Source organism: Pseudoalteromonas sp. A22 (genome assembly GCF_018141345.1).
Taxonomy (GTDB): domain Bacteria; phylum Pseudomonadota; class Gammaproteobacteria; order Enterobacterales; family Alteromonadaceae; genus Pseudoalteromonas; species Pseudoalteromonas maricaloris.
Map to the genome: position 1 here is coordinate 1,351,029 of NZ_CP047238.1, position 24,966 is coordinate 1,375,994.

The 24,966-nt window shown below is 42.5% G+C and carries 26 protein-coding genes and 1 tRNA gene; 23 read left to right on the forward strand and 4 right to left on the reverse strand.

What is annotated here, in order from left to right:
• Positions 1–9 precede the first annotated feature (9 nt).
• From GSF04_RS10845 to GSF04_RS10860, 4 genes are all read left to right on the forward strand, one after another.
• On the forward strand, positions 10–591 hold the full coding sequence (locus GSF04_RS10845; protein WP_211859529.1) for a FlgO family outer membrane protein: 582 nt from the start codon (positions 10–12) through the stop codon (positions 589–591).
• A gap of 14 nt (positions 592–605) precedes the next feature.
• On the forward strand, positions 606–1,259 hold the full coding sequence (locus GSF04_RS10850; RefSeq protein WP_017218092.1) for a FlgO family outer membrane protein: 654 nt from the start codon (positions 606–608) through the stop codon (positions 1,257–1,259).
• A gap of 10 nt (positions 1,260–1,269) precedes the next feature.
• A complete protein-coding gene (locus tag GSF04_RS10855; RefSeq protein WP_249122475.1) occupies positions 1,270–1,911 on the forward strand; it encodes a FlgO family outer membrane protein in 642 nt (213 codons plus the stop codon).
• Positions 1,912–2,243: 332 nt separating this feature from the next.
• A tRNA-Arg gene (locus GSF04_RS10860) sits at positions 2,244–2,318 on the forward strand.
• A gap of 111 nt (positions 2,319–2,429) precedes the next feature.
• Here GSF04_RS10860 and GSF04_RS10865 read toward each other — a convergent pair.
• On the reverse strand, positions 2,430–3,626 hold the full coding sequence (locus tag GSF04_RS10865) for a flagellar assembly protein T N-terminal domain-containing protein (protein WP_211859530.1): 1,197 nt from the start codon (positions 3,624–3,626) through the stop codon (positions 2,430–2,432).
• A gap of 204 nt (positions 3,627–3,830) precedes the next feature.
• Between GSF04_RS10865 and GSF04_RS10870 the strand changes: the two genes are divergently transcribed.
• Entirely contained in the window at positions 3,831–4,307 is a 477-nt protein-coding gene (locus GSF04_RS10870) for an LPP20 family lipoprotein (RefSeq protein WP_039492591.1), read from the forward strand.
• A gap of 74 nt (positions 4,308–4,381) precedes the next feature.
• Here the strand turns inward: GSF04_RS10870 and GSF04_RS10875 are convergent, their stop codons facing one another.
• The 3 genes from GSF04_RS10875 to flgA form a co-directional block, all read right to left on the reverse strand.
• A complete protein-coding gene (locus tag GSF04_RS10875; RefSeq protein WP_211859531.1) occupies positions 4,382–4,810 on the reverse strand; it encodes a flagellar protein FlgN in 429 nt (142 codons plus the stop codon).
• Positions 4,803–5,126, reverse strand: coding sequence for a flagellar biosynthesis anti-sigma factor FlgM (gene flgM, locus GSF04_RS10880; protein ID WP_010369298.1), 324 nt, complete (start codon positions 5,124–5,126; stop codon positions 4,803–4,805). The genes GSF04_RS10875 and flgM overlap by 8 nt, the downstream gene beginning before the upstream one ends.
• 72 nt (positions 5,127–5,198) lie before the next feature.
• On the reverse strand, positions 5,199–5,906 hold the full coding sequence (gene flgA / locus GSF04_RS10885; RefSeq protein ID WP_211859532.1) for a flagellar basal body P-ring formation chaperone FlgA: 708 nt from the start codon (positions 5,904–5,906) through the stop codon (positions 5,199–5,201).
• Positions 5,907–6,046: 140 nt separating this feature from the next.
• On the opposite strand from flgA, the gene GSF04_RS10890 reads away from it, so the two are divergent.
• From GSF04_RS10890 to fliD, 18 genes are all read left to right on the forward strand, one after another.
• Positions 6,047–6,979, forward strand: coding sequence for a chemotaxis protein CheV (locus tag GSF04_RS10890; protein ID WP_010606301.1), 933 nt, complete (start codon positions 6,047–6,049; stop codon positions 6,977–6,979).
• A 15-nt stretch (positions 6,980–6,994) separates the two neighbouring features.
• Positions 6,995–7,828 (forward strand): protein-glutamate O-methyltransferase CheR, encoded by an 834-nt coding sequence (locus GSF04_RS10895; protein ID WP_010369291.1) that lies wholly within the window; start codon positions 6,995–6,997, stop codon positions 7,826–7,828.
• Positions 7,829–8,108: 280 nt separating this feature from the next.
• The gene (gene flgB / locus GSF04_RS10900) at positions 8,109–8,519 is read left to right on the forward strand and encodes a flagellar basal body rod protein FlgB (RefSeq protein ID WP_017218088.1); all 411 of its coding nucleotides are present in this window, start codon (positions 8,109–8,111) and stop codon (positions 8,517–8,519) included.
• Positions 8,520–8,521: 2 nt separating this feature from the next.
• Complete coding sequence (flgC, locus tag GSF04_RS10905) at positions 8,522–8,953, forward strand: flagellar basal body rod protein FlgC (RefSeq protein ID WP_010369286.1); 432 nt, start codon at positions 8,522–8,524, stop codon at positions 8,951–8,953.
• A 17-nt stretch (positions 8,954–8,970) separates the two neighbouring features.
• Positions 8,971–9,654 (forward strand): flagellar hook assembly protein FlgD, encoded by a 684-nt coding sequence (locus GSF04_RS10910; protein ID WP_010606303.1) that lies wholly within the window; start codon positions 8,971–8,973, stop codon positions 9,652–9,654.
• A gap of 41 nt (positions 9,655–9,695) precedes the next feature.
• On the forward strand, positions 9,696–11,096 hold the full coding sequence (flgE, locus tag GSF04_RS10915; protein WP_039492582.1) for a flagellar hook protein FlgE: 1,401 nt from the start codon (positions 9,696–9,698) through the stop codon (positions 11,094–11,096).
• Positions 11,097–11,219: 123 nt separating this feature from the next.
• Positions 11,220–11,984 carry a flagellar basal body rod protein FlgF gene (locus GSF04_RS10920; protein ID WP_010369280.1) on the forward strand — a complete coding sequence of 255 codons (765 nt, stop codon included), beginning with the start codon at positions 11,220–11,222 and terminating at the stop codon, positions 11,982–11,984.
• Between the two features lie 16 nt (positions 11,985–12,000).
• The gene (gene flgG / locus GSF04_RS10925) at positions 12,001–12,789 is read left to right on the forward strand and encodes a flagellar basal-body rod protein FlgG (protein ID WP_039492578.1); all 789 of its coding nucleotides are present in this window, start codon (positions 12,001–12,003) and stop codon (positions 12,787–12,789) included.
• Positions 12,790–12,805: 16 nt separating this feature from the next.
• Positions 12,806–13,489: a flagellar basal body L-ring protein FlgH gene (gene flgH / locus GSF04_RS10930; RefSeq protein ID WP_010606306.1), complete on the forward strand. Its 684-nt coding sequence runs from the start codon at positions 12,806–12,808 to the stop codon at positions 13,487–13,489.
• 109 nt (positions 13,490–13,598) lie between these two features.
• Entirely contained in the window at positions 13,599–14,609 is a 1,011-nt protein-coding gene (locus GSF04_RS10935) for a flagellar basal body P-ring protein FlgI (RefSeq protein ID WP_253105307.1), read from the forward strand.
• A gap of 108 nt (positions 14,610–14,717) precedes the next feature.
• The gene (gene flgJ, locus GSF04_RS10940) at positions 14,718–15,692 is read left to right on the forward strand and encodes a flagellar assembly peptidoglycan hydrolase FlgJ (RefSeq protein ID WP_211859533.1); all 975 of its coding nucleotides are present in this window, start codon (positions 14,718–14,720) and stop codon (positions 15,690–15,692) included.
• Between the two features lies 1 nt (position 15,693).
• On the forward strand, positions 15,694–17,706 hold the full coding sequence (gene flgK / locus GSF04_RS10945) for a flagellar hook-associated protein FlgK (RefSeq protein WP_099030237.1): 2,013 nt from the start codon (positions 15,694–15,696) through the stop codon (positions 17,704–17,706).
• 2 nt (positions 17,707–17,708) lie between these two features.
• Entirely contained in the window at positions 17,709–18,944 is a 1,236-nt protein-coding gene (gene flgL, locus GSF04_RS10950) for a flagellar hook-associated protein FlgL (protein ID WP_211859534.1), read from the forward strand.
• Between the two features lie 316 nt (positions 18,945–19,260).
• A complete protein-coding gene (locus GSF04_RS10955) occupies positions 19,261–20,232 on the forward strand; it encodes a flagellin (RefSeq protein WP_039492570.1) in 972 nt (323 codons plus the stop codon).
• Positions 20,233–20,920: 688 nt separating this feature from the next.
• Positions 20,921–21,895: a flagellin gene (locus GSF04_RS10960; RefSeq protein ID WP_039492569.1), complete on the forward strand. Its 975-nt coding sequence runs from the start codon at positions 20,921–20,923 to the stop codon at positions 21,893–21,895.
• Positions 21,896–22,049: 154 nt separating this feature from the next.
• Positions 22,050–23,021, forward strand: a complete 972-nt coding sequence (locus GSF04_RS10965; protein WP_039492670.1) for a flagellin — start codon at positions 22,050–22,052, stop codon at positions 23,019–23,021.
• Positions 23,022–23,099: 78 nt separating this feature from the next.
• Positions 23,100–23,507 (forward strand): flagellar protein FlaG, encoded by a 408-nt coding sequence (locus tag GSF04_RS10970; protein ID WP_211859535.1) that lies wholly within the window; start codon positions 23,100–23,102, stop codon positions 23,505–23,507.
• Positions 23,508–23,527: 20 nt separating this feature from the next.
• Positions 23,528–24,952, forward strand: a complete 1,425-nt coding sequence (gene fliD / locus GSF04_RS10975) for a flagellar filament capping protein FliD (protein WP_211859536.1) — start codon at positions 23,528–23,530, stop codon at positions 24,950–24,952.
• The last annotated feature ends 14 nt before the right edge of the window (positions 24,953–24,966 follow it).

The following is a 24,966-nucleotide window of genomic DNA, read 5'->3' on the forward strand; positions in this document are numbered from 1 at the left end:
CTTGGTGAAATGAAATATCTAGCACTCATAGTGATTATGTTGTTGGCGGGGTGTACAAACAGCCAACAGGTTGGCAAAAGAGAAGTGACCCAGCAGCAAGAAATCTTACCTGACTTAGATGGGTTTGGCGCTCAGTTAGCCGCGGAACTTGGGCAGTATGTACGGCCGTTCAAGCCGAATTCAACGCTTGCTGTGACGAGCTTTTTTAAAGCAAATCAGCTGGATGATACCGTTGCTGGGCAAGGTTCTGGCTTGAGCGTGGCCTTGCAAGAATCCCTCATGACCCATTTAAGTCAAATGGGGGCAGATGTCGTGGAATATCGACTCAGAAACGCTTTATCTTTACAAAGTTCTGCCGATAGTATGTTAAGTCGAGAATTGAATGTGCTGAATCAGCGCCAGAAAATTGACCTCGTGGTGGTCGGGACAATCGTAGAAAGTCGAGATACCTATTTGGTCAATGCGCGGCTGGTTGATACGTTACATAATCGAGCCGTTTCAGCCGCATCAATCAGCATTCCTAAAGCTGTGATGTGGGGTACGGAGCGTGTCTCAAATCGTGACGGTCAGATTATACGAAGCCAATATTAGTGGAGATGAAAGTAATGAAAAAAGTATTAAGTTTGGTTTTGCCGCTTTCATTGATGGTTGGCTGTGCTCAGAGTAACTTTTTTGCGGTGGATAATGCTCAGGCTGAGCCCGTGCGTAATGGCTTTGAAAAATCTTCGATGTATCAAAGTAATCCAAACGGTATGAAGCAATTTTCTGTTTCTCAGCAAATGGCTGGTAAAAATGTCACTCACTATGTCCAGTCTATTATGCAAGACATGGTTGCAAACTTGAAACACGTGAATGAGAAAACGCCGGTAGCAGTGACAAGCTTTGTATTTTTAGATAAAGAATTTGATAAAGGTTCCTTGCTGGGTAATCAGTTGGCTGAAAGCTTTATCCATGAGCTTCATGCATTTGGGATCCCTGTTGTGGACTTTAAAACAACAGACTATATCCGGGTGACACCTGAAGGCGATTTTATTTTCAGCCGTGACTTTTTAGAGCTATCTGACGACCATCCTTTTTTGTACGTGCTAGGTGGTACTTTGGTGAATCATCAGGGTGGAGTTATGGTTAATGCCAGAGTGGTTGGGCTTAGAAGTAAAAGTGTCGTGGGTTCTGCTCAAGGCTTTTTACCGCAAAACGTAGTTAACGCCCTACAAGATGGTGCGGCATACGATGGCATTCGTATAGAGCGTGCGAACTAATTCGGAGGCGATGATGAAAAATGTAGTGCTATTCGCGACGACACTCGCATTACTCGGTGGCTGCGAAATGACAAAACAGACGGCTTCCGAACCTACAGAAACGCAGCAATCCGATATGGAAATATTATATGCCATGATGGAAGAGCAAGAGCGTAATGAAGATTCACAAGCTGTTGTATCGCAAGATATTGGCTTCATTAGCTATCGTCATCGGAAAGAAATTGCTAACTACGCCAATCAAATTGCGTTGGAACTGTCAGATACTGTGTTAGGGCAAAAGCCTGAGTCGATAGCGGTAGCCAGTTTTGTCAACTTTAATGAATCATTAAGGGATACAAACCAGCTAGGAAACCAATTGGCTGAGTCTTTAATGCATCAAATGCAAAAGCTGGGTTATCAAGCATTAGACTTTAAAGCATTGGGGAAAATTGAAGTGACATCCAGTGGTGATTTGACTTTTTCGCGTAACACAAGCCGCTTGAAAAACACGCAATCGCCCAGTCATTTGCTCACAGGCACTATGGTTTATCGTCCACGAGGCGTGGAGGTAAATGCAAGATTGTTAGAGTTTAACACTAACTTAGTGATCGCAAGCACGGTGGTGACCATCCCGTATTTTATCCTTGATGATCAGGCGACCGCTTCAAGGTAGTACTTCAAATAGCGTTTTTTAAAAGAAATACCATTTAGGTTTTATTAAACGAAGAACTATCCTACTTCTTATTCACACCTCAAGCGAAGTAACTGATAGCGCAGTAGTGGGTCTTAACTGCTGCGTATTCACCTACTGAACCAGCTCATTTATTACCGCGAATAAATTGACTATTAATCTTTAAAAGTTCATTAAGATCAGTATACTAAAGCGAAGTCACTGAGATGCAGTACAACAGAGAATCAACAATTCTCGACTTTCATTGGTATTAAGTTCCGCAGATCCCGCTAGTGAAGGTCAAAAAAGGCGATTGTTATCTGACTTTAGAGATTGTCCCCATAGTTTAATGGATAAAACAAGGCCCTCCTAAGGCTTAGATGTAGGTTCGATTCCTACTGGGGACGCCATTGGTATTCACTTCTGCGTGGAATGACCAAAGTAAATGGGTGATGGAAGCATGATGCAGAGGGTGTAAAGTCATCGAAAATCTTGCCTTTTGCTACAGGAAGGCTCAGCACTTACAATTCAAACTCATTTTCATTTTCTATTTGAATTTCAACCAAATCGTTAATTTGCACATTGTGAAGTGGGCGGTTGCTGATATTTACCGCAATGGCGTTTTGCGCATTCACTTGGATCACTTGCAGTTTATTGATGGTTTTAATTTGATGCATAAACACTTTACCATCGACATTAGTCAGCGGATTGCTATGCGCTACGTTAAGGATCTGGCCATTCTCTAAGCCATGCATACGGCCCAAATTAATAACGACTTGTTCATCATCGATATGTAGGATTTTGCCATTGGTTGGTAAGCAGGCGACCGCTGCGTTTAAATCAGTTGCGATTTGTGTCAGCGTGGCTTGGATCTCATCAGCATAATCTGTCTGCCAAAAGCGCTCACTGTACACATCAATTAATTTGGTTTTCTTAAACGGCCACACGCCTTGAGTGGCATATTGTTTTTGCCATACCCTTTCATGAGAAAGTGCATCAAACAGCGCAAAGTCTACCTTGAAGCTTCTTAAGTATTTATCGCTTTGCCAAAATGCGAGGTCACTATTAAGCTTATCGACACTAGCAACATCAGTAATTTGACTCAGTAGTACAAATTGGCTGTTGGTATTTGCTGTAATGGTCTCGATTAGCTGTTCATTATAATCAAAACGCTGACTGAAAAAACGGCTAACATCTATGGTCTGTGCAAAATAGGGAACGGGTTCTAAGCTCGACTTTTGTTCGGTCATTGTTTGATATAGGCGCTCGCTCACGGCTTTATTTATGTCAAAAATTTGACCTAAAGTTGCTTGATGTTTATTTTTTAGCTGGCTTTGTGTGACTGCAACCTGTTTATTGTAAGCACTCGTTGGGCACTGAGCACTCTGTGGGGTAATATCGATATGCAATGTTACTTGCCATGAGTCACCGACTTTTGCTTCAGCAATCACGTTGGCGCTCTGGATTTCAGCATTTGAGCGGATCTTAAGTTGATCTTGGGTGAGCACACCATCGGTGACGGTTTGTACACTACTCACCGAAGCGCCAGAAAACAGCAATGCTTGTGTAATGGCGTCATTTACGGCCTTTCTTTTTGCTTTTTGATGATCGCCATTTTTAACGTCAGCCATGCCGGTAACTTCAAACCATTCAGCATAAGCGGGATTAGTTAAGGTGATACACAACAATGATAGACTGGTCGCGAATTGCTTTTTCATGTTTAAATGCCCAGATCAAAAACTACCCTTTAACTCAGCAATACCTGTGCCAAATTTTGGCAAGGTTCGTGCATAATCATATTTTATGAAAGTTAATTTTATTTATTGCCAATACTAGATGAAACCACAACAACCCTTGCGAGACCAAGATGCTGGGGAAGCGTTAAATTTTGATTGGTATTTATTGTAGCGGAGTGTAGTGAAATGCGTATCACTAATTCTATCAGTGCAGTTGTTATGGTTTGCTCGCTAGCGGGACTCAGTGGCTGTTCAAGCCTCGTTGACAAGCACATTGAATATGAGACGGTGCAACCGGAAACCTTTCCTGTTTTACGGGCTGTGGGGTACGCGCCTTTGAGTGCTCAGCCGGGTAAAACTGCGGGTGAGAAGCAGCTGATGGCTATCAAAGTCTCAAAATTAGAAGCGTATCGTGAATTGGCTGAGCAACTGTATGGCCAGAATTTGACATCCACTATTACGGTAAAAGGTGCTATTGCGCAAAACGATGGTCTTAAGAGCCAAGTGAATGGACTCGTTCGAGGGGCTAAGGTGCTGAAAAGTTACGCTGTTGGTGATACTTACGCGACGGAATTGGAGCTTGATATGAAGCGCGTTTATGATTTGTATATTACTCAAGTCAAGCCGCAGAAAATTAAGAAGATATCTTACAGCTTTAAGTAAGCACCCATCGCATGTTGCTTACTTAATGCGCTTCATTTCGGTTTTTCTTCAAAACTAAAATATGGCTGGCGTGGCTACGCCTTTAGGTTACGTACTAACTCACTGTCGCTACTTTTCACACTACCATCCTGACCATATGTAATAGAAGTTGGTGCGCCAATTAAGATCCCTTTTAGTTCACGTGTGCTTACATTAGCCTGGTGAGCCGTTTTAGCATTGATTTCATTTTTGGTTTGGCACTCACTGAGTAATGCTCGCACTTTAGCGACTAGCGGGGCTACTTCATTGTGTTCAAAGACGTGAGACTCAGTTTTTGACAATTCATTGTCGAGCTTTTGCAGTTTTGAAATGAGAGTTAGCTTTTCACGAGCGATTTCTTTTAAATTGTCGCCACGGCGAGATGCAAGCTCGTCAAGCTCACGCGCTAGAAGCAGGGTCATCGCCTCTAGCGTCGAGATTTGTTCTGAAAGTTTGTGGTGGCAAAGCCGAACCAAATCATCCATAAATTTCGAACTCAAATGCAGCTATGTTTTTGGCGAGTTTTTCCGCGTCAACTTGGTACTTGCCTTCTGCAATCGCTTTTTTCAATTCTTCGACTTTCTTGTCGTCAAAGCCTGATGATTGCTGCGCTTTTTCGTTGACTGTTTTCAGCTGTTGCGCTTGCGGGGTCAGACTGACTGAATCCGCAGCTGCTTTCGGTGTAGCTGGTGATTTAACTGATGCGCTGTTGGCATCATTTCTTTGCAATTCAGCTTTCTGTTGCTTAACATTATTAGCAACGGATGTAGACTGATTCTGACCGTTAACTTGATTAACCATGATTGTAGACCCAATAAAATTATACTCTCAGCCTTGTTATCGGCGTTTAGTAGTATTACTTTAGCAAATTTTTTATAAATTCACCTCTACTGTTTCCACTTCTATTACTCTAGCACGTAAGGTTTTGCCAGAGCGAGTGTTTTTAATATTAATAAGTTCACCACGGTTGCCATCTTGCTGTGCTTCTCCTTGAGTTTTGATCACGAGTCCACCTGATTTAGCAATAATTGTCACAGTATCACCTTTGCAGACCATGCAAATATGGGCTTGGGTAAAGGCTTGGCCCTCTCTTATATTACGTTTGCTGCGACTGCCTATTAGTATCGACTTATCTTCTATATAGGAAACTCTGCGAAAACGTTTTGGCTGATACTCTATTTTTACATCTTCATCTTGAATAACACGGCCTTTTTCTAACATGGTTGCACTAACTAATATGGGGAAGAGGTGATCGATACGTACGTGGACGTATTGAGTCCAGCTGAGGGTATCGTTGCATCTAATTTGAACTGTCACTTGAGTATCAAAAGGTGGAGCCATCGCTGTACTATATTGCAATGGCGATTGACAATCCCGTGCTGGAATTCTTGAATCAAGTGGTATAGCAGTCAGTGACAGCTGGCTATCGGGATCTTGCTCTACATTCGGTTCAACAAATTCTATTGCGTTTTGTTCTAAAGTTTTGTTGTCATATTGCTGACAATAACCATAGTCAACGCCTATAAAATAAGCGAACAAACAAAAAAACTGAATGTAATGGGTTTTTTTTAACAAACTCATGATGTTTCGACTATGCTTATGGGGTGAAACAAGGTATAAAGATTCTGCTTTAATAACTGCACCTAATCAAGGGTGGTAAACCATATCAGAGTCGAAGCAAAGATCGTTCCGATTAGCGGTTTATACAGTAGGAGATTGAAATGGCAGGTATTTTAGACTCGGTTAACCAACGTACACAGCTGGTTGGACAAAACCGTCTCGAGCTATTACTTTTTCGACTTCAAGGTCGACAGCGCTTCGGCATTAATGTTTTCAAAGTCCGAGAAGTGCTTCAATGTCCAGCATTGACAAGCATGCCCAAGTCAAACCCGCTTATCCGAGGGGTTGCTCATATCCGAGGCCAAACTATATCCGTAATTGATATGTCACTTGCGGTAGGTGGACCTCCTATTCAAGATATTCGTAACTGTTTTATTGTGATTGCAGAATATAACCGCTCAGTTCAAGGCTTTTTAGTCAGTGCAGTGGAACGCATAGTGAATATGAACTGGGAAAAAATAATGCCGCCGCCATCAGGGGCGGGTCGTTATTCCTATTTGACAGCGGTTACAGAAATTGAAAACGAGCTTGTTGAAATATTAGACGTAGAAAAGATCCTCAATGAAATTTGCCCAATCAACACAGAAGTCAGTGCTGACATTGTCTCTGATGGTGAAATGCAAAAAGATTTAGGCGAACGTATTGTCTTTATCGCTGATGACTCCGCGGTTGCTCGTAATCAGGTCAAACGTGCATTAGAGCCATTAGGTGTTCAGACTGAGCTTGCGAAGAACGGCAAAGAAGCACTTATCAGGCTTCGTGAAATTGCGGAAATGGACTGTCAAAATAATGTCACTGAGCGAGTAGGGCTATTAATTTCTGACGTTGAAATGCCAGAAATGGATGGTTATACGCTAACGGCTGAAATAAAAGCTGATCCAAAATTAGCGCCATTGCATGTGATACTCCATACTTCACTGAGTGGTGTATTTAATCAGGCCATGATTGAGAAAGTTGGCGCTGATGATTTTATTGCTAAGTTTAACCCAGATGAATTAGCTTCAGCGGTTAAAAAATGGGTTCATTGTGATTAAAGCTGGTGGTAGCACTTGGAAAATAAGCATTTAGAGCAAAAAGAGTACGACCAATTTAGAACCTTTTTGGAGCAACAGTGCGGTATTGTACTGGGTGATAATAAATTGTACTTGGTCAAAAGCCGACTCGCTCCTCTGATGGCTCGCTTTGGTGTGGAAACACTTTCGTCCTTAGTAGCTAAAACACTCAGTCCCCATGAGCGGCAATTGCGTGCCGCTGTGGTGGACGCGATGACAACGAATGAAACACTTTGGTTTAGGGATACTTATCCGTTCGAGCTAATTAAATCGAAAATCTTACCAGAGTTTAAAGACTTGAGACGTCCAGTTAAGATTTGGTCGGCGGCAAGTTCATCAGGACAAGAGCCATATTCAATCGCGATGTCTGCGAGTGAGTATGTGAGTAAAAGCCCTGGCGCGCTAAAAATGGGTGTACAGATCGTCGGTACAGACATTTCTAACACCATGCTGGATATGTGTAAGAATGCTGAATATGACGCGCTAGCGTTGGCGCGAGGGTTGTCGCCTGAGCGTAGAAAGAAGTTCTTTATGGATAGTGGCAATGGAATGGCTAAGGTTGTTGAACCGATCCGTAAAATGGTCAGTTTTAGACATTTAAACCTGCTAGATTCTTATGCATTGATGGGTAAGTTTGATGTAATTTTCTGCCGTAACGTCCTGATATACTTTTCACCGGAAGTGAAAGCCAAAATCATTTCGCAATTTGCTCAGTCGTTAAATCCTAATGGTTATTTGTTTTTAGGTGCGTCAGAATCGATGGCGGGTTTAAGTGACGACTTTAATATGATCCGTTGTAATCCTGGTATTATCTATCAGAAAAAGACTTAATATTCACATATAGCGGCAGGGACGTTCGCTATAATTAGGTATTGAATATTTGTACTCAGTCGCAGTTCCAGTGTCTACACTAATTAACCTTGGATTTTCTAAGTTCAACCGCTGACTCTTCAGACGCTTCCTCTTATTTATTTCACTCATCAATATTGGCTCAAGTTTAATTATTCCAAAAATACAATGTAAAACATTGAAATTTAATGAATAAATCTTGTTTTAAAACTGGCCTAAAGATTGCTTTGTCATACCTGAGTCAATTTTTTGGAGTCAGATAATGGCAATTAGTTTCGATAAAGCGTTGGGTATACATCAGCATACGATGCTGCTGCGCTCACAGCGCGCTGAAATTCTAGCAAGCAATATCGCAAACGCAGACACTCCAGGATACAAAGCTAAAGATATTGACTTTGCTAGTGCTTTAAAAGCGGCAAAGACAATGCAAAGAAGCGGCAATGATATGGTTAGAACAGATGCAAAACATCTCACTGGTGGTACCAAAATGAGTAATTCATCTGAGCTATATCGTTCGCCAAATCAAGCAGATACAGGTGATGGTAACTCAGTTGATATACAAGTGGAACGAAACTTGTATGTACAGAATGCATTAGAGTACCAAGCCAGTTTGCAATTTCTTGGTGGTAAGTTCAGTAGCCTTAAAAAGGCACTCGGCGGGCAAGGGGCATAACAATGAGTCTATATAACGTTTTCGATATTGCGGGTTCAGGAATGAGCGCACAGAATGTGCGACTTAATACCACCGCAAGTAATATCTCAAACGCAAACTCAGTGAGCTCTAGTCAGGATACTGTGTATCGCGCTAGACACCCTGTATTTGCCGCTGAACTTTCCAAAGCTGCAGCTTCCCAGAACAATGTTGCGGGATCTTCAGTTGGAGTAAAAGTCTTAGGTGTGGTTGAAAGCGACAAGCCGCTTCAAGTTGAGTACAACCCAAACCACCCAAGTGCTGACGCAAATGGCTACATTTATAAACCGAATGTGAATGTGGTAGAGGAGATGGCAAACATGATTTCTGCTTCTCGCTCTTACCAAACCAATGTTCAAGTTGCAGACGCTGCAAAGCAAATGCTTAGTAAAACATTGCAACTAGGCCAGCGCTAAATTGGGAGTAACAGCTGATGAGTAATAATGTAAATGCCACTTCTTCAACGGGTGTAGATTCACTCTACTGGGATAGGCAAAAACAGGCCGAGGAGAAAAAGCCCAGAGATGAGCTATCGCAAGAAGATTTCTTCTCGCTGCTTACTCAACAGCTCTCTTTCCAAGATCCAAGTAAGCCTGCGGACAACGATCAAATGATCGCGCAGATGACAAGCTTTACTATGGCTGAGGGGATCTCAAAGCTAAATGAGAATTTTGACTCGTTAGCTGCATCAATGACTTCTAACTCAGCGCTTCAAGCATCAACGCTGATTGGTAAAAAAGCATTACTCGAATCAACGACGTTAGAACATGGTGATGATGCACTTACAAAGGGCTCGGTGATTGTCCAAGAGCCTGTGCAGAATTTATCTGTGGGTATTTATGACGAATCTGGAGCGATTGTTAAGACGCTTGAGTTTGGTGAGCAAAGTGTAGGCGCTGTGCGTTTTGAGTGGGATGGTAAGAATAAAGATGGCGAGATGATGCCCCCTGGGGAATACACCATAAAAGCCGAAGGCATGATTGAAGGTGAATATCAGACTTTACCTTCGGCCACATTTAGAAATATTGACAGTGTTAATGTTAATGGTGCTAACGGCATCGTCATTAATACCAAAGAAGGCGCGGTGCGCTTAACTGATATTGCTGAAATAGCATAGTAGTTTTAAAGAATTAACCTTAAGAACTTAGAGGTGAGAGTATGAGTTTCAATATAGCACTGACAGGTATTGCCGCCGCGCAAAAAGACTTGGACGTAACAGCAAATAACATTGCTAACGTGAACACGACGGGTTTTAAAGAATCTCGCGCAGAATTTGCTGATGTTTACGCGTCTTCGGTTTTTAGCTCTGGCAAAACGAAAAATGGTGATGGTGTACAAACTACTATGGTAGCGCAGCAGTTTCACCAAGGGTCATTAAAGTTCACGCAGAACTCGCTAGACTTGGCGATTGAGGGCGAAGGCTATTTTGCCATGTCAAATTCTCTTCAATCACAGGATTTTACGTATTCTCGAGCTGGTGCATTTAAATTAAATAAAGACAACTTTATCGTGAATGCAAAAGGTGACTACTTGCAAGGCTTCCCTGTTGATCCATCAACAGGTGATACAACGTCTTTGAGTCTAAGCACAACATCGCCAATTCAAATTCCAGATGCATCAGGGTCTCCTCGAGCAACATCGCAAATTTATACATCATTTAATCTAGATGCAACGGCGCAGCCACCTACGATTGCATTCGATCCTACGCAAAGTGCATCGTATAACTCAAGAACGGCAATTACGGTATATGACTCACTGGGTGAATCACATACACTGCAGCTATTCTTCAGAAAAACGGCGGATAATGAATGGTCAACTTACGCAACAATGGACGATAAGCCATTTAACCACAATGCGCAGCAAATTGACCCAACCGCTACACCACCTGTGCCATACACTCCAGTAAGCGTATTTCGTTTTGACGCAAGTGGTATTCCTTCACAAACAGCGGATGATCCATCAGCTTCACCACTGACATTTAGTAACAATACGGGTACGACGTTTAACCCGCTTAGTCTTGCAGGTCCTCAAGATGCGGTCGATCCAACTATTGGTATGTCAAACTTGTTAGAAAACGGCGCAACCTTCCCGAATGATATTGTTGTTAACTGGCGTGATGAAGCAAACACGGCTCAGAAGTTACCGACACAATATTCATCAGGTCGATTTGAAGTGAAAGCTCTGGAACAAGACGGTGCAACCGTAGGTCGACTAGCTGGTATTGATATTGGTACTGATGGCAAAGTAGTAGCTTCATACACTAACGGTGACTCGACTTTCCTAGGGCAAGTCGCGCTCGTACGCTTCCCGAATTCTCAAGGCCTCCAAGCGATTGGTAATACTGAGTGGAAGAAAAGTCTATCTTCCGGTGAGCCACTAGCAGGCGAGCCAAACACAGGTACGCTTGGTGGTATTAGTTCATCGGCGTTAGAGCAATCGAACGTCAACCTCACAAACGAGTTAGTTGACCTTATCAGTGCCCAGCGTAACTTCCAAGCGAACTCTCGAGCGCTTGAGGTTAACTCAACATTACAACAAAATATATTACAGATCCGATAATATATTATGCCCTCCAAAGGCTGCTACAAAGGCAGCCTTTTTTATGCCCGTCAAAAACATCTCATCACTTTGGCACTGTGTTTGCATTAACTAGATTAAGTTTGAATTTTATAGGTCATCGTCATGGATAAAATGGTGTATATCGCAATGTCAGGCGCTAAGCAGAGCTTACGCGGTGTGGCACTCAAAGCGAATAACCTTGCTAATGCCAACACGACTGGCTTCAAAGCAGATTTTGCTCAAGCGCGTTCAATGCAGGCATTCGGAGAAGGATTACCCTCTCGGGTTTTTGCTATGCAAGAACGTCCAGGTACTAATATGACCGGTGGTGCAATCGTTGAAACTGGCCGTGAGCTTGATATTGCAGTAGATGATAAGTCGTGGATCAGCGTCGTTGATGCGTCGGGCGAAGAAGCGTACACCAAAGTCGGCACGCTTAACATTCGTAATGACGGTGCGTTAGTCACAGCTCACGGGCGTCAACTTATTGGCGAAGGTGGACCTATTGTCTTACCTATCCCCGTTGATAAAGTGGTGTTTAGTGACGATGGCTCTATTCAAGTGCGTCCACAAGGTGCCCCCGCTAACTTTCTTGAGGTGGTTGATAGGCTGAAAATTATTGAAGCAGATAATAGTAAGCTACAGAAAGGTAATGACGGGCTCTATAGACCAAAAGAAGATAAGTTAGAAGATGGGATCTGTGGTTTTTGTGAAATATCTCCAACTGCAAAAGTAATGAGTGGCTTCTTAGAGATGTCCAACGTCAATCCCGTTCATGAGATGGTGGATATGATCAACCATCAAAGACAATTTGAAATGCAAATTAAGCTGATGAAAACAGCTGAAGAAATAGATGAGCGACACACTTCGCTCCTACGCATAGTTTAAGAGTGAGGTAGAGATTATGAATCCGGCATTGTGGATAAGTAAAACAGGCTTAGATGCTCAGCAAACTGATATTTCAGTTATTTCGAACAACTTGGCAAACGCCAGTACCGTCGGCTACAAAAAGAGCCGCGCGATATTCGAAGACTTACTGTATCAAAACATCAATCAGCCAGGTGGCCGCAGCTCTCAAGATACAGAACTACCATCGGGCTTAATGCTTGGTGCAGGTGCCAAAGTGGTTGCTAACCAAAAGAATTTTTCTCAAGGTAATATGTTAAGTACCGAAAACTCTTTGGATTGGATGATCCAAGGGCCGGGCTTTTTTGAGATTCAGATGCCAGATGGCACAACTGCGTATTCAAGAAACGGTCAGTTCACGACGGATGAAGAAGGACGGATAGTTACTTCAGGTGCGGGTTTTCCTGTGTTACCAGAGATGAATGTGCCCGACGATGCACAGTCAATCACTATTTCTCAAGATGGCGAAGTATCAGTGCGCGTTGCAGGGCAAGCTGAAAACGTTGTCATTGGGCAGTTGACGATCAGTGACTTTATTAATCCATCAGGTCTTGAGCCAATTGGTCAAAACCTGTACACAGAAACTGCGGTAAGTGGTGCACCTGTACAAGGTAACCCAAGCGTTGAGGGGTTAGGTAAAGTAGTTCAAGGCGCACTTGAGACGTCAAACGTTAATGTTACCGAAGAGCTTGTAAATCTAATCGAGACACAACGCGTGTACGAGATGAATTCAAAAGTGATTTCAACGGTAGATCAGATGCTGAGCTACATTAATCAACAGTTGTAATTGGGTAGGGGGTATTATGCGTGCATTATATTTAGCCATCGTAACGGTCGCTGCATTATCTGGATGTAGTACAACACAAAATAAAAATGTGGTGCGTGACGATCCGTATTATGCACCTATCTACCCCGAGGATAATCAAGCCCAAATGGTAGCAACAGGGTCATTGTTTAATACGCAGTTTTCCAATGATCTTTATGCTGACAAAAAAGCGTTAAGAGTCGGTGATATTATTACCATCGTACTCAGAGAAACGACCCAGGCGACCAAAGCTGCGAATTCTGAGCTGGATAAATCCAGTGATTCAAGCTTAGACCCTGTGATTGGTCTTGGCGGCAATGCCATCAATATTGGGAAGGAAGCGATACAGTTTGGTGCTAAATCCAGCTCTTCTTTTTCTGGTGATTCGAAATCTAATCAGTCAAATAGCTTATTCGGGAATATATCGGTCAATGTCACCCGAGTATTGCCTAACGGTAATTTAGTGATCCGCGGCGAAAAGTGGTTAACGCTCAATACTGGCGAGGAATTTATTCGCTTAGAAGGATTGGTAAGACCTCAGGATGTGACCGCAGATAACACCGTTGAGTCCAATCGAGTGGCAAATGCCAGAATTCAATATTCAGGTAAAGGCGACCAACAAGAAGTGCAAAGCGCAGGTTGGTTAACGAGTTTCTTTATGAGCGCGCTGATGCCGTTTTAAGGTGCTGAAAATGAACAATATGCTTAAGAATATTTTGCTTATCGGTGCGGCCATTACGTTGGTTGGTTTTTCTTCTTTGGCATCTGCTGAGCGAGTTAAAGATGTCAGTATGGTTGAAGGTGTTCGTTCAAACCAACTGGTTGGCTACGGCCTAGTTGTTGGCTTGCCTGGTACTGGTGAGCAAACCAGATTTACCGAGCAAAGCTTTAAAGCGATGTTGAACAGCTTTGGCATAACGATGCCCGCAAGCTTAAAGCCAAAAATTAAAAATGTTGCGGCTGTTGCGGTTCATGCTGACTTACCACCTTTTGTTAAACCCGGTCAAACCATTGACGTTACTGTGTCATCTATTGGTAGTGCTGGTAGTTTGAGAGGCGGCACGTTGCTTCAGACCTTTCTTAAAGGGGTTGATGGTAACGTATATGCAATTGCGCAAGGTAGCTTGATTGTCGGTGGTTTAGGCGCTGATGGTGCCGACGGGAGTCGAGTTGTGATCAACACCCCGACAGTAGGGCGTGTGGCAAATGGCGCGACAGTGGAGCGAGCAGTACCAAGTCCGTTTACTCAGGGGGATTACATTACCTTTAACTTGAATAGACCAGATTTTACTACCGCAAAGCGCTTGGCCGACACTATCAATGGTCTTGTTGGACCAAACAGTGCTAAACCTATGGATGCAGCTTCAGTTCGAGTGATTGCACCAAGAGATCCGTCTCAGCGCGTTGCGTATTTATCTACGCTAGAGAATCTTGAATTCAAACCAGCGGATACCGCTGCGAAGATCATCGTTAACTCGCGCACAGGTACTATCGTTATCGGCAAAAATGTCAAGTTGCAGCCTGCGGCAATTACTCATGGCGGCCTTACCGTAACGATTGCTGAGCAACAAAATGTGTCTCAACCTAATGCGCTGGCGAATGGCGAAACAACAGTGACGCAGCAAAGTATTATCGACGTAAATCAGGACGACTCTCGAGCGTTTGTGTTTGACCCAGGCGTGAGCCTTGATGATTTGGTTAGGGCAATTAACCAAGTTGGCGCAGCGCCTGGTGATTTAATGGCGATCCTTGAAGCGCTAAAAGAAGCGGGCGCAATAAATGGTCAATTAGTCGTCATTTGATGTTCTATTATTAATCAACTAGTTAGCCTCACAATTGTGAGGCTTTTTTTTGGCTCGGATTTTGCATTTCTATTTGTATAGTTATTAACGTCAAACAGTGCTGAGTGTATGAACACCGACCAATTGAAAAATCAAAGCTTTTTTGACCTAGGAAACCTTGATTCGATCCGTAAAGAGGCGCTGAAAGGTGCTGGCGATCAAGGTGCCTCAGATCAGGCATTGAAAAAGGCGGCACAACAGTTTGAGTCTATCTTTACGCAAATGTTGTTACAAAGCATGCGTAAAGCGAATGAGGCGCTAGAGGATAAAGACAGTCCATTTAACTCTAGTGGTGTCAAATTTTTTGAAGAAATGCATGATCAGCAACTTTCGATGCATTTATCTGAGCAGGGCAGCTTAGGACTTGCAGATCTGATTGTGCAGCAGTTGTCTCCTAATTCTGAAAAGTATAAGCCTGCCTCAGTAATGAGATCTGACGGCGATATTTCCTTTAAAAGACAGGCGACAGCGAGTGAGAGTGTACGTAAACCTGAACCGCAGGCTGTCAATGTTAAGGCAGATACCTCAAGCGGTGAACAAACAGGCTTTGGTTCTCCTGAGGAATTCGTCGACAAAATTTGGGAATACGCTCAAACAGCTGCGAAAAAGCTAGGCTTGAACCCTGCGGTAATGGTTGCACAAGCTGCACTGGAAACCGGTTGGGGTAAGCACATCATCAGCAAAAAAGATGGTAGTAGCAGTTTTAATCTATTCAATATCAAAGCGGATAGCCGCTGGAGTGGTGAAAGTGCCAGAAAATCGACACTTGAATTTGAGCAAGGGTTACCTGTGCAAAAGCAAGCCGATTTCCGTGCTTATAAGTCGCTAGAACAAAGCTTTGATGATTATGTCAGTTTTCTAAAAGGTAATCCGAGATACGAGCAAGCCTTAAACAAGGCTGGTGATAGTCATGCTTATTTAAGTGAGCTTCAAAATGCAGGCTACGCGACCGATCCGAATTATGCCAACAAAATTAAGTCAGTTTTAAAGCGTATTGATGTATCCGATTTCTTATCCGGTGCGCTAACAAAGGGAGTCAGATGAGATGTCATTTGATCTATTAAATATTGGTGCAGCAGGGGTTAGGGCTAACTCTGAGTTACTACAAACCACCAGTAAAAACATCGCTAACCTAAATACCAAAGGGTATATCCGTGAACGGACTGAACACGGAACAATGATAGGTGGCATGGTTGGCCGCGGTGAAACCGTGCGTTTGCTCAACCAATTTGCGCAGCAGCAATTAAATCGTGATATTTCTAATCAGTCTTACTATGAGCAGTTTGTCACTGAGGCAAGCCGCGTTGATACGTTGTTTGCACAAGACTCAAACAGTCTGAGCAAGAGTATCAACTCGATGTTTAACAATTTACAAAGCGCGATTAACTTACCTTCATCGACAACTAACCGCTCTTTATTTATGACGGGCGCTCAAGGCCTTGTTGATCAAATGGATAGACTGTCAGGTATTGTTGTTGATCAAAACAGTATTGTGAACGAGCAATTGGATATTTTCTCAGAAGAAGCCAACAATCTTGTGCAAAAAATCAGCGAATTAAATAAACAAGTAGCGAGTAAATCAGCACTCAATCTGAACAATGTCGATCACAGTGTACTTAACGAGCGAGATCAAGCTATCAAGGAGCTCGCTGAACTTGTAGATATAGAAACACTCGATGGTGAAAATGGCGAGAAGCTCGTATTTTTAGGCACTGGGGATGCACTTGTGATGCAAGGTGGAGCCTTCAATTTATTCGCGATGAAAGGCAACCCAGATCCTAACCATAAAGAACTAATCCTAGACATTAAAGATAAAAATGTTGTGCAGCTCGAGTTAGATAGTGGCAGCTTGAAAGGCAAAATCGGCGGGTTACTGGCATTTAGAGATGAAGTGTTGATCCCGGCACAAAACCAACTAGGTCAAATTGGCCTCGCATTAGCCGATGCTTTTAATCAGCAAAATAGATTGGGAATGGACTTAGATGGCAACATAGGTGGAGATATATTTAAAATACCTACCGTGGGTGGCTTTGCTTACAGCGAGAATACAGGCACCGCAGCGCTTACGGCAACCCTTGAGCCAGGGCGCGGCAATGAGTTGCCAGCTACCGATTTCCAAGTTACTTATACCAGCGCAACAACCGTTGAAATAACAGCTGTAGATGCCAAAGGCAATCCTATCGGAACTCCGACGACTGGTAATATTGCAGGTGGAGTCATCACGGGAACGGGCGATTATTTTGGCTTACAAATGAACGTAACAGGCAGTGGTGCAACAGGAGATAGATTTCTTGTGAAATTAAATCAACAGGCTGCAACTGGATTGGAGCTTGCAACTCAAAGACCAGAAGCACTCGCATTAGCGTCGCCAATTCGTACTGAAAAATCAGCAGACAATAATGGTACGGCGACCATTTCAGCTGGAGTCGTCACTGATACCGATCCTGCGACCAGTGCGTTTACTGCGGGAACGCCGCCAACGTTGAATGATGGTCCTTATACTTTGACAAAAACAGCCAACGCTAACGAATATACGTTAACCAGTAATTCAGGTACAACGCATACCTTTACGGCTCCTGCGGATGGCAAAGATATTCTTTCTGGAGTGGGAGCTGCGCCTGCACCTTTTGATAATCTTGGCTTCACTTTCGATATTGAGGGTACGCCGAATACCGGTGATAGTTTTGAGATTAGTTTTAACACTGGTGGCTTTGATGACAACCGTAATGGTGCAGCGCTCGATGGTCTGAAATCATCGGATTTAGTTAGACAAAATGTAGAGTCTACAGGTAGTACAGAAAGCCATAAAACCTTTAATGAAGCATATGCCGATATTGTCACTGGTGTAGGGGTTATCACCAATCAAGCAAAAACCAATGGCGCGGCATTTGAAGCGTTAGCCAATCAGTCAAGCGCATGGTTTGAATCTCTATCGGGCGTAAACCTAGATGAAGAGGCGGCCAACTTGTTACGTTTTCAACAGTCTTACTCGGCTTCAGCGCAAGTCATTTCAGCAGCAAGAACTGTGTTCGATACCTTATTAAGTGCAGCGAGGTAATTATGCGTTTATCTCAAAATCAAATTTTTAATTCTAATCTCAATTCTATTTTGCGTAATCAGCAAGACGTGAATAAAGCAACACAGCAGCTGAACACGCAAAAGCGGGTATTGAGTGCTTCTGATGATGCTTCAGCGACTGCAAGAGCCATGCTTTTTGATGACAGGATCCAAGCAAACGATCAGTTTACTAAGAACCTGACAATGTTGTCTTCGAGATTAGATACTCAAGAGTCAGTACTAGAAAATATTAAAACGGCCATTGATAGCGCTTACGCGAAGTCGATACAGGCAGGTAACGGTGGGTTATCTGACGTTGACCGTGAAGCGATTGCTGATGAGTTAGAGTCAATCCAAGATACTATTTTGGATTTGATGAACTCAAAAAGTGAGGATGGTAAGTTTATATTTTCCGGCTACCAAGATAATACGCAAACCTACAGCTTTGATTCTGCCACTGGAAAGTACGTATATAACGGTGACCAAGGACAGCATAAAATAAAAGTCTCTGAAGGGGTCGAGATACGTTCCAGTGATAACGGTTTTGATGTATTTGAAAGTGCAGAGAAGCGACTGAATATTACTTCAAATACAGGTGTGGTTTCTGGTGGTATCACCTCTGCATCGGTTTATGTAGATGAGCAAGCTGTGTTTGATAAGTTTCATAAAGCGAATTACAACGCGGATCCAAGTGCGCCTGCAGGTGCAAACACCTTTGACTTAGTGGTGACAGCGGGTACGCCAAATACTTACCAGCTTGAGCAGGGGGGAACGGTTATTTCAACCGGTACTGCAGAAGGCGGAACTATTAAAGTCGCTGGCATGGAGTTTGACTTCGCTGGTGCTGCGCCAGGCCAAATAAGCTTTGATTTGGAAAAGCCTCAGAAGGAAAACATTCTAAATACATTAGAATCTATGATTACGTCATTGAGAGACACCAGCATTACGGGTGATGATTACAAACAGGTACTGGCTGATGGCATTACTGGCCTAGATAATGCCAAGATTAAAATATCGCAAGGACAAGCGGGGCTTGGTGGCAGGTTAAATGCTGCAAAGCTTGTATCTGATGCAAATTCAGACTTGGACGTTGATAATAAAGCAAATAAAGCGGCTTTAATTGAAGTCGATTTTTATTCAGCGATTTCAGAGCTCACCAAGCATGAAACTGCATTACAGGCCTCTCAGGCAACATTTGGCCGCCTAACTAACCTTTCTTTATTAGACTACATTCGTTAAAAAGGTAGCCTTTAAAGGTTACCTTCTTCAAAACAGCCTAAAACACTACTATCTAATTTAATGTATTGAAAGTAATAGTACTTTCAATACATTTCTTCAGTATAAGCTCATAGCCATAACTTCCTGCGTATTGTTCCACATCAAACAAAAAGTATCTATTAATCAATTTCTTATGTTTTTTTTAAAAAAAACACTAAAGGAAAATTTTTGCCGACCGATAACTTAAATAACCAAGCCGGAGAGTGAAAAACATTCAAAGGTTGGAAAGTTTCTAAGTTTGAGAGTGAAAGACTCGATTTAAAGTGGGAGAACCATCATGGCACTTTATGTAAATACTAACGTAAGTTCATTGAACGCACAAAGACAATTAATGCAATCTGGTAACGCACTAGATACATCATTTAAGCGTCTATCTTCAGGCTTTCGTATCAACAGCGCTGCTGATGATGCTGCAGGCCTACAAATTTCTGACCGTTTGACTTCACAAATCAATGGTCTTAACCAAGGTAACCGTAACGCGAACGACGGTATCTCTCTTGCTCAAACTGCAGAAGGGGCAATGGACGAAGTAACTTCAATGTTCCAACGTATGCGTACCCTAGCTCAACAAGCTTCAAACGGTTCGAATACTGATGAAGACAGGTTGGCGATTCAAGAAGAAATCCGTTCTTTAGCATCAGAAGTTAACCGTGTAGCAAAAGATACAACTTTTGGTGGACAAAATTTACTAGATGGCTCATACGAGGCTAACTTCCAAGTCGGTGCTGATGCAGTACAGACAATTGGCTTCAGCATGAAAAACGTTGGTTCGTCTGCGAATGGTTCCAACTCTTTGACAGCAAATGGCGGCTTCACAATGTCTGGTATCGCGGGGATCGCTTCCGCGGTAACTGGCAAAACAATGTCGACCCTTGCTGCTGGTATCAGTAATGTTGGTACAGGTGTTACAGAAGCGACAGCTGGTTTCACCAACATGGCAGCTACAATCATTAGTGTATCGTCACAGGAAAATGCACAACAAGTGTTAGCTGCGATGGATTCAATGATTGCAGTAGTTGATAAGAAACGAGCTGAGCTTGGTGCGGTACAAAACCGATTCCAATCAACTATTCGTAACCAATCGAATATTCAGGAAAACTTATCAGCTGCAAAATCTCGAGTGAAAGATACTGACTTTGCTCAAGAAACAGCTAGCTTGACTAAAATGCAGATTCTACAGCAGGCAAGCCAAACAATTCTAAGCCAGGCTAACCAACGTCCTCAAGCTGCACTAAGTCTACTAGGATAATTTAACTAGGATGGTAAAAGGTGCCTAAGCCAGATGGGGTATTTGCTTAGGCACCGAATTGGATGATAAAGCGGAGGAGCTAAAAAATCCAATAGCGTTCATTAAAACAATGAACACGTTAATTAAAGCACATACCATGCCAAGTTTGTGTTAAAAAAATGACACTCACTCTCAAACTTACTAAAGAGGGGCTAGCCAGCCCCTCTTTTACTTCATATAACTTCCTTTATACCAACTATATATAGAGCGTAAAATCTGTTTGTTTGCCGCTAAATCAATGTATGAGGTTTGGATAAGGCATTAGATGTTCGATGCACAGATTATTTAACCAGCGACTTCAATGCCTAGGCTATTTTGTCTAAGATTTATTGGTGAGCATCGCTCACACGGTATATGAGTACCGCTCAAATAAGCACAGTAAATTGACGCTAAGATAATCTCTATATCCAAATTTCAAAATAGAAATCTATAAATTTCATATTTATCATGGTTTTAAATTAAATTTTTAGCTATGTCTATAACCTTGTGTCTTTTTGGCCTGTAACTTGCTTTAAACCCAGTAGAGTTAATTTTGGCGTCAAAGTGGCAATTGGTTGCCTTAGTAAAAAGAAAACCTGAAACATGCATGCCGCTTTGTCATTTAACTATCTATCAATTAGATATTGATTTGGCAAAAAGAGAGTGAGTTATGGCTTTATATGTAAATACCAATGTCAGTGCAATTAATGCACAAAGACAATTGACTAATTCAGGTAATGAACTAGATACTTCTTTCAAGCGTCTATCATCTGGTTTGCGGATAAATAGTGCTGCTGATGATGCTGCAGGTTTACAGATCTCCGACCGATTAAATTCACAGATCATGGGACTTGAACAAGGCAACCGTAATGCGAATGACGGTATTTCTCTTGCTCAAACAGCTGAAGGTGCAATGGACGAAATCACCTCTATGTTCCAGCGAATTAGGACGCTTGCACAACAGGCTGCAAACGGCTCTAATACCGATGAAGACCGTTTAGCGATCCAAGAAGAGATTCGTCAGCTATCAGCTGAAGTAAATCGAGTCGCAAGTGATACAACATTTGGTGGTCAAAATCTACTTGATGGAACCTACTCTGCAAACTTTCAAGTAGGTGCAGATGCCGTTCAAACAATTGGTTTTAGCATGAAGGAAGTTGGCTCTTCTGCAAACGGTAGCAACTCGATGACCACCAATGGTGGCTTCACTATGTCTGGAATAGCGGGGATTGCGTCTGCGGTTTCAGGTAAAGGGATGTCAGTGTTGGCTGCTGGTATTAGTAATATTGGCACCGGAGTAACAGAAACGACTGCCGGTTTTACGAACATGGCTGCAACTTTGATAAGTGTTTCTTCGCAAGAAAATGCTCAACAAGTTCTCGCAGCGATGGATGCAATGATAGCAGTGGTGGATAAAAAACGTGCAGAGCTGGGTGCTGTTCAAAACCGCTTTCAGTCGACCATTCGAAATCAGTCGAACGTATCTGAAAATCTAAACTCAGCGAAATCGCGAGTAAAAGACGCAGACTTTGCTTTAGAAACTGCAAAGTTAACGAAGAATCAGATTTTACAACAAGCTAGCCAAACTATATTAGGTCAAGCAAATCAACGACCTCAAGCAGCTTTAAGTCTACTACAAGGCTAATGAGTTAAATTTTTTTAAAAAAAAGCTAAAGCTTCCTCTTTTATAGTCGATAGAAGAGTTAGAGAACTATCAATCTAGTACTCTAACCTCTTCAATACTGCAGGGTAGGGGTATCCCGCAGCATTGAAATATGTATTATAAAGCGGAGGCTATTATGGCTATTTACGTTAATACCAATGTCAGTTCATTGAATGCACAAAGACAATTGATGAACTCAGGTAGTGCGCTTGATACTTCTTTTAAAAGATTGTCATCAGGCTTTAGAATAAACAGTGCAAAAGATGATGCTGCAGGTATGCAGATCTCGAACCGTCTAACAGGACAAATTAATGGATTAAACCAAGGTATTCGAAATGCGAATGATGGTATTTCTCTTGCGCAAACCGCAGAGGGTGCTTTGGATGAGACGACACAAATGTTTCAGCGTATTCGTACGCTAGCGCAACAAGCATCAAATGGTTCGAATACAGACGAAGACCGATTAGCACTGCAAGAAGAAATTCGCTCATTGGCGTCGGAAGTTAACCGTGTTGCTAAAGACACAACTTTTGGTGGTCAAAATCTACTAGATGGCACCTATGATTCAAATTTCCAAGTTGGCTCTGATGCCGTTCAGACTATAAGCTTTAGTATGAAAGACGTTGGTTCGTCTTCAAACGGCTCTAACTCTTTGACAGCAAATGGTGGCTTCACAATGTCTGGTATCGCCGGCATTGCGTCAGCAGTATCAGGAAAAACAATGTCAACATTAGCTGCTGGTATCAGTAATGTTGGTACTGGAGTTACAGAGGCTACCGCTGGTTTCACCAACATGGCTGCCACCGTAATTAGTGTATCTTCGCAAGAAAATGCACAGCAAGTACTGGCTGCAATGGATACCATGATTGCGGTAGTTGATAAGAAACGTGCTGAGCTTGGTGCGGTACAAAACCGATTCCAGTCAACTATTCGTAACCAGTCAAATATCCAAGAAAACTTATCAGCAGCTCAATCTCGAGTTAGAGATACCGATTTTGCTCAAGAAACAGCCAACCTGACTAAGATGCAGATTTTACAACAAGCAAGTAGCTCTATTTTGAGCCAAGCTAATCAGCGTCCACAGGTAGCACTATCGTTACTTGGGTAATATTCTGAGAAAAGCGTCAAGTTTGGGAATGTTCGCGAACTTGGCGTATACTCTTTATAGGCTTTACAGGAGGTCTAGATGAGTGATGTTCAAATTTCTCAAGGGCTAAACTATTCGGTTGATAGCCAACTGATTAAGCAACCAAGGCAAGAATTAAACAATGAACGCGGTAATACTCCAGATGGAGTAAAACCTGAAGATTCACCTGAGCATAATGGCGAAGGTGCTAGCAGTAATGAACAGTTAATATCAGAAGTTAAAGACAATTTAGCAAGACTAAACGATGTTATCCCCGTTACGGCTACGAACTTACAGTTTCAACTTGATGAAGAGGGTGATCCTCCAGTTGTTCTTGTTTTAGATAAGTCTAGCAATGAAGTAATTAGGGAAATTCCTTCAAAAGAGTTTAGGGAAGTAGCTAAGGCTTTGGAAGAGTTTGCCGATAAACTTACAAAGCGTGGCGTGTTATTTGATAGAACCGCCTGATATAGATTTGGAGGTAGATTATGCCACTTATTACATCTGCGGGTGTTGGCTCAGGGCTTGATTTAGAGTCAATTATAAAAGCTTCTGTGGATGCGGAAAACGTACCCAAGATGCAAAGGTTTGCTGCAAAGCAAGAATCACTGAAAGTTGAGTTGTCTTCTGTCGGTGAGGTTAAATCTGCCATTTCAAAACTTAAAGACACAATTGAAAAACTAGCGGACATCGATAACTTTGGCAAGCGAATCGCGAATATTCGTCAACCAGATGGTGCTGAAATCATCAGCGTAACACCAACGTCAGATATTTCTACGGGTAATTTCAAGATTGCTGTAGAACAATTGGCGCAAGGAAGCCGAGCCGTTTCTGCGGACGGTGCTTTTGCTTCAGCCGACGCAGTTGTAAGTGCAAGCGGTGGTACTTTGTCTTTTTCAGCAGGTGCAGATAAATCATTTGATTTAGAAGTAACTGCTGGAATGACTCTGGCTGAGTTAAGAGATGCTATTAATGCATCAGATACCAACTTCGGTATCACTGCCAATATTATTAACACAGGTGATCCCGATGTAGGCTCCAAACTTGTTTTTACGTCAAATGTCAGTGGCGATGGAAACGACCTGGTGATTACAAGTGATACTGCTGAGCTTGATGCTATTGAGACATATGACGCGACAACAAACCCGTCCGGTGGCATGGTAATTGCGGATGCGGATAAAGCTCAAGATGCAATTATAACGGTAGATGGCCTTACAGTTAACAGCGATACAAACACATTTAAAGATGCTGTTCAAGATATGACGATAAGAGCACTCGAAGTTAGCCCTGAGGACACATCTGGTACAAAATTAACAGCTAAATTGGACGTAGATTATGACAGAGAGTCTGTCACTAAGCTCGTCGATGAGTTGATTACAAATTACAATAATCTCGTAGGAATGATTGGCCTGCAAACACGAGTCGGAAAGCCTCTAAATGGTGATGCTTCGATGAGAGCATTGAGTGATCAGTTGGTTTCTACTCTGGGTTCTACGTTGACTGATGCTGGACCATTTGAGTCAGTGTTTGACATGGGCCTTGGTGTTAATAAAGAAGGTTATTTAGAAAAGTCATCACTAGTTCGCAGCTTAAACGAAGCAATGGATGATAATTACGATGATATTGGTACAGCATTTGCAGGGGAAAATGGTGTAGCCAAAAAATTAGAAGAATTGCTCGGAAACTACGTCGATTCAGATGGACTTATGAAACAACGTGAGACTAGTTTGAATGCTCAACTTGACGATTTAGAGGACGATGTCATAAATCACCAGGAGCGTATAAAGTCGTTTGAAGCTAGCTTACGTCAAAAATATGCAGGGCTTGATGTACTTATCGCGCAAATGCAGCAAACTCAATCTTATTTGGGGGCTCAACTTTCTAATCTTCCAGGCTTTACCAAATCCAAGTAATAGAGAGGATTGAA